The sequence below is a fragment of the Chitinophaga sp. genome (assembly GCF_036566945.1).
Classification (GTDB): domain Bacteria; phylum Bacteroidota; class Bacteroidia; order Chitinophagales; family Chitinophagaceae; genus Chitinophaga.
This window is the reverse complement of sequence record NZ_DATCVJ010000343.1, coordinates 1-4,662: the sequence shown is the minus strand read 5'-3', so window position 1 is coordinate 4,662 and position 4,662 is coordinate 1. Positions and strand designations below refer to the sequence as shown.

Annotated in this window: 6 protein-coding genes; 5 read left to right on the top strand and 1 reads right to left on the bottom strand. The window is 44.1% G+C overall.

Translation table 11 applies throughout. The features are described from left to right. Window positions 1–11 precede the first annotated feature (11 nt). The 3 genes from VIP81_RS10200 to apaG all read left to right on the top strand — a co-directional run bounded on the left by VIP81_RS10200 (window position 12) and on the right by apaG (window position 948). On the top strand, window positions 12–164 hold the full coding sequence (locus VIP81_RS10200; protein ID WP_331959416.1) for a DUF5777 family beta-barrel protein: 153 nt from the start codon (window positions 12–14) through the stop codon (window positions 162–164). After that, the gene (locus tag VIP81_RS10195) at window positions 152–478 is read left to right on the top strand and encodes a DUF4157 domain-containing protein (RefSeq protein ID WP_331959413.1); all 327 of its coding nucleotides are present in this window, start codon (window positions 152–154) and stop codon (window positions 476–478) included. Before VIP81_RS10200 ends, VIP81_RS10195 begins: the two co-directional genes overlap by 13 nt. Before the next feature lie 83 nt (window positions 479–561). Next, window positions 562–948 carry a Co2+/Mg2+ efflux protein ApaG gene (gene apaG, locus VIP81_RS10190; protein WP_106526994.1) on the top strand — a complete coding sequence of 129 codons (387 nt, stop codon included), beginning with the start codon at window positions 562–564 and terminating at the stop codon, window positions 946–948. Window positions 949–977: 29 nt separating this feature from the next. Here apaG and VIP81_RS10185 read toward each other — a convergent pair whose 3' ends face one another. Next, window positions 978–2,015, bottom strand: coding sequence for a hypothetical protein (locus VIP81_RS10185; RefSeq protein WP_331959405.1), 1,038 nt, complete (start codon window positions 2,013–2,015; stop codon window positions 978–980). Between the two features lie 73 nt (window positions 2,016–2,088). Between VIP81_RS10185 and VIP81_RS10180 the strand changes: the two genes are divergently transcribed. After that, window positions 2,089–2,775 (top strand): porin family protein, encoded by a 687-nt coding sequence (locus tag VIP81_RS10180; RefSeq protein ID WP_331959402.1) that lies wholly within the window; start codon window positions 2,089–2,091, stop codon window positions 2,773–2,775. A 123-nt stretch (window positions 2,776–2,898) separates the two neighbouring features. After that, window positions 2,899–4,566, top strand: a complete 1,668-nt coding sequence (locus tag VIP81_RS10175) for an NAD+ synthase (protein WP_331959399.1) — start codon at window positions 2,899–2,901, stop codon at window positions 4,564–4,566. The last annotated feature ends 96 nt before the right edge of the window (window positions 4,567–4,662 follow it).

Here is a 4,662-nt window from a genome sequence, read left to right as displayed (position 1 = left end):
CCGGCGGCCACGTGTTCAGCATCACCTTTACCAACTCCACTGCCATACTGGAAAACCAGTTCATTCCTGAAACAACGTCTTCCTGGGTACAGGGGCAATTCCGCTGGGGATTCAATATTTCCCGTAGATTTACGTTATTCGGGAAGAAAGATTGGAAAAAATAAGATGCCGCATACATGAAAATTCGTGGTTAGCCAAAATTGCCGCCCGCTTTATGCGGGTGCAGTCGGTAGCCATGGTCCTGGGACGCACCATTCACTTGCATGGAGCGTCCCGGGAACGCTTTTTATCGGATATTCAATGGATGCGGCATGAGGCTTGCCACATAAAACAATACCAGCACTTTGGATTTTTGGGATTTTTATGGAGATATTTATCCGAATACCTGCGCAGAGGCTACTATAACAATGCGCTGGAGGTGGCAGCAAGGGCTTCTGAAGAGGACCCCGCCATACTGGATAATATTGAAATAGTCTAAAGAATCGTTAAAGTGGGACTTAAGTGAGAATTTTTCCAGCCACTGGTTTTATTTTTCTTATTTTTACGTTAAAGGTTGATTTTATGGTTAAGAAGGTAACAGAGGGCATCACCATCAGCGTGGAAACATTCTACCAGCCGGATTATTCAAATCCAATTGGAAGCGAATTCATGTTTGCTTACCGTATTACCATTGAAAACAATAACACTTTCCCTATTAAATTGCTCCGCAGGCATTGGTACATTATCGATTCCAACGGAACACACCGCGAGGTGGAGGGAGAAGGTGTGGTAGGTGTGCAACCATTGCTGGCCCCCGGTGAAACATATCAATACGTCTCGGGATCTAATCTTCGTACGGAGATTGGCAAGATGTATGGTACTTATCAAATGGAAAACCAACTGGATAAGAAAATACTGGAAGTTAAAATTCCGGAGTTCCAGATGGTGGTTCCATTCAAATTAAATTAATTCCTGTCTTCGCTTTAGCCTGTAATTCCTTATCGGGGCCTGTATTTCGAGGCTTTGAAAATCTCCGTCACGTCTTTTGATTCCATTAATTGCTGCAAGGTCATCTCCTTGTGTTCTGCCATATATTTTTTTATGATCTGCCATCCAACAAAATTGGCAATTTTACCGGGAGCACCCTCGGGCATCCCCTGTGTAGAAGGGCCGTCGCCAATAAAATGTGTGATCTGCTGCCAGTCGCTGGAGTACACGAGGTTGTTTTGTACAAAAAACTGCCAGATCATCTGTTCATTTTCCCGGCACCAGTCCAGTTGACTTTTCGTATAGCCCAGCTTGATAGTATCCGGGGTTTCCGGTAATACTTTGTCGAGGAAATACTGCTGTTTACCCGCTTCCATCATTTGCTCCAGCAAGTTACCATTTTTCCGGGCAGGCGGGAATAGCTGCTGCTGGATGACCTGCATACAGTTAACCGGAATATAGGCCGGTGTAAAGCGATGGATCATATAATCGGGGTAATCAGGAATCAGGGCATAGGGAGGAAAATCTTCTCCCATATACATATCCAGTCCTATTCCCAGTATAGAATCTACCGTAATGGCACCATAATTGGCTATTCCGGAAATAAAGGTGACTACTTTAGGTGGGTGAAAGGAAGGGATATAGTATTTGATATACCGGAAACACTGTGCCAGCTCAGCTTTTAGCTGTTCGTTATTGCCATATTTGGCGGCAACAGCTTTTTCCAGCTGCCGGAAATCGGGCGTAGTAAGAAACAGGTGCAGTTGTTGTTGTACCGCCGCACTACTGTCGGACCAGGCGCCCAGGTTCATGATATCCGTAATATACAAGGGCAGGAACACGGGATAGTCTGCATGCAGCTTCGCCAGTCCGGGTTGTAAATTGTTGGTATCTACGGAAAAAAGGGCCGAGTCGAAGCGCGACAAACTAACGGTCATGGGTATATGACTAACGTCAGGGCCTTTTGGACCGGAATTGCAGGCTGCGGCACCCAACAGGGCAACCAGGCAACTTATCAGCAGGGTATATTTATTAATGTAACTTTGCATCACTCTTAAAACTCATCTAAGGTAAAATTATTATTTACCTTGTATTATAAAAAATTACGAATTAGCATCATCTATGAAGAAGATCATCATTTTTCTGACTATTATGGGAATGACGAAGGTCAGCATGGGACAAGACGGCTATAGTACTTTCAGGAGTAAAGTAAAACTCGGATTTACCGTAAATCCTTTGGTGTCGGTACTCAAGCCACAGGAGTCGGGCGTAAACCGCAACAGTGCCAAAGCAGGATTGAATTTTGGGCTGATGGCAGATTTTAACCTGAATGAAAGAGGTACTTATGCACTGTCTTCCGGCTTCCAGGTGTTGTTGGCCGGCAGTAAACTGAAGTATGATGGTGGCAAAGGACTGAATGATTACCAGGCAAATCCGGCAGAATATAATTTTAAGCTTACCTACATAGAAATACCGGTGGCCTTGAAATTGAAAACATCGCCGGAAGAAGGTGGTATTGGTTTCTGGGGACAATTTGGTACCTACTTTGATTTTCCGGTGAGCGGCCGCGCGGATGTGGTTACCATGAATCAAACATTTGACCGGGTAAATATATTGCCGGAAATGAACCGGATAAATATAGGCATGTTGCTGGGCGCTGGTATAGAATACCCGCTGGGTGAGAATTTAACCGGTCTTGCCGGTATCACCTATCAGAACGGATTTGTAGATGTAACGCGAAATGGCAAATGGGATGACGGAAGGGTGAATATGAATAGCTTTGCACTCAGGCTGGGGGTGTTTTTTTAGCTTTTAGCCATTAGCTTTTAGCTGTTAGATAACAGCGGAGAATCAATATTTTATTATGAAGACACTGGCTTTTTGCTTTCAGCTTTTAGCTTTTGTCTCATCAAAACCTGACTACTTTTTATTATGAATATTATACTGGTACAGCAGAATTATCATATCGGTAATTTTGAGAAAAATACGGCGAAGATCATTGAGGGGATTAACGCTGCCAAAGCCCAGGGGGCGGACCTCGTAGTGTTTACCGAATTATGTGTTTGTGGATATCCTCCCCGTGATTTTCTGGAATTCGAAGATTTTATTGCGCAGAGTTATCACGCGATTGATGTGATTAAGGCGCATACCAAAGATATAGCAGTATTGGTAGGTGCGCCTGCCCGTAATCCGCAAAGAGAGGGCAAAGACCTGTTTAATGCGGCCTGGTTTTTATACGAAGGAGAAATAAAACAAGTAGTGCATAAAACACTGCTGCCTACTTACGATGTATTTGATGAGTATCGTTATTTCGAACCCTCCTACGAATGGAACATTATTCCTTTTAAAGGTAAAAAGCTGGCGGTAACCATTTGTGAAGATATCTGGAACCTGGGAGATAATCCCCTGTACCGTATCTGTCCGATGGATCAGCTGATTGCCCAGGAGCCGGATGTCATGATTAATTTGTCTGCTTCTCCGTTTGACTATGATCATGATGAAGACAGAAAAGAGATCATTCTCGCCAATGTATTGAAATACAAAATTCCTATGTATTACTGCAATACCGTGGGATCTCAGACGGAGATTGTATTTGATGGCGGCTCTCTCATTTATGATGCGCAGGGTAATATTGTAAAAGAACTGCCTTATTTCGAGGAAGCGATAGGCGGAGCAACATTGGAAGAGCTGACTGGTAGCCATTTACCGCCGGTGAAGCCTACCGATTTTACGCCGTTAACGGAACTGGTATTCGACCATAACATTGACCGCATCTACGATGCATTGGTCATGGGAATCAAAGATTATTTTGGGAAGATGGGCTTTACCAAAGCTATTCTGGGATCATCAGGCGGTATAGACAGCGCTGTTACTTTGGCGATTGCCTGCGATGCGCTGGGTAAGGATAATGTGCGGGCCATACTGATGCCTTCTCCCTACTCTACCGAACACTCTGTAGATGATGCCGTGGCTTTATCCAAAAATCTGGGTAACCCCTATGATATTATCCGTATTAATGACATTTACGAAACCTTCCTGACCACGCTGGAGCCTTATTTCAAAGGATTACCGTTTAATGTGGCAGAAGAAAATACGCAGTCCCGCATACGCGGCAACCTGCTGATGGGGCTGTCCAATAAATTTGGATATATTCTCCTGAATACTTCTAACAAAAGTGAGCTGTCTACCGGCTATGGTACCTTGTATGGAGATATGGCAGGAGGATTGTCTGTTTTGGGAGATGTGTATAAAATGCAGGTATATTCTCTGGCCCGTTATATCAACCGGCAACAGGAAATCATACCGGTGAATATTATTGACAAAGCGCCGTCTGCCGAGTTGCGTCCTGATCAGAAAGACAGTGACAGTTTACCGGATTACGCTATACTCGATAAAATCCTGTACCAATACATTGAGCGCCGGCAGGGACCCCGGGAAATAGTAGCAAAGGGCTTTGACGCTGCTTTGGTTTCGCGGGCCTTAAAGATGGTGAACACCAATGAATACAAGCGAAATCAATTCTGTCCTATTATACGGGTATCTTCCAAAGCCTTTGGTGTGGGCAGAAGGGTACCGATAGTAGGGAAATATCTTAGTTGAGCTGTTAGCTATTAGCTTTTAGCTTTTAGGAAATGCAGCGAACATCAACATATGATATTCTTCGCTGCATTTCCTAAAAGCTAACGGCTAAAAGCT

Bases quoted from the DNA above. Each gene is read 5' to 3' on its own strand.
- apaG (WP_106526994.1), top strand. From the start codon at position 562: ATGGTTAAGAAGGTAACAGAGGGCATCACCATCAGCGTGGAAACATTC.
- VIP81_RS10185 (WP_331959405.1), bottom strand. From the start codon at position 2,015: ATGCAAAGTTACATTAATAAATATACCCTGCTGATAAGTTGCCTGGTT.
- VIP81_RS10180 (WP_331959402.1), top strand. From the start codon at position 2,089: ATGAAGAAGATCATCATTTTTCTGACTATTATGGGAATGACGAAGGTC.
- VIP81_RS10175 (WP_331959399.1), top strand. From the start codon at position 2,899: ATGAATATTATACTGGTACAGCAGAATTATCATATCGGTAATTTTGAG.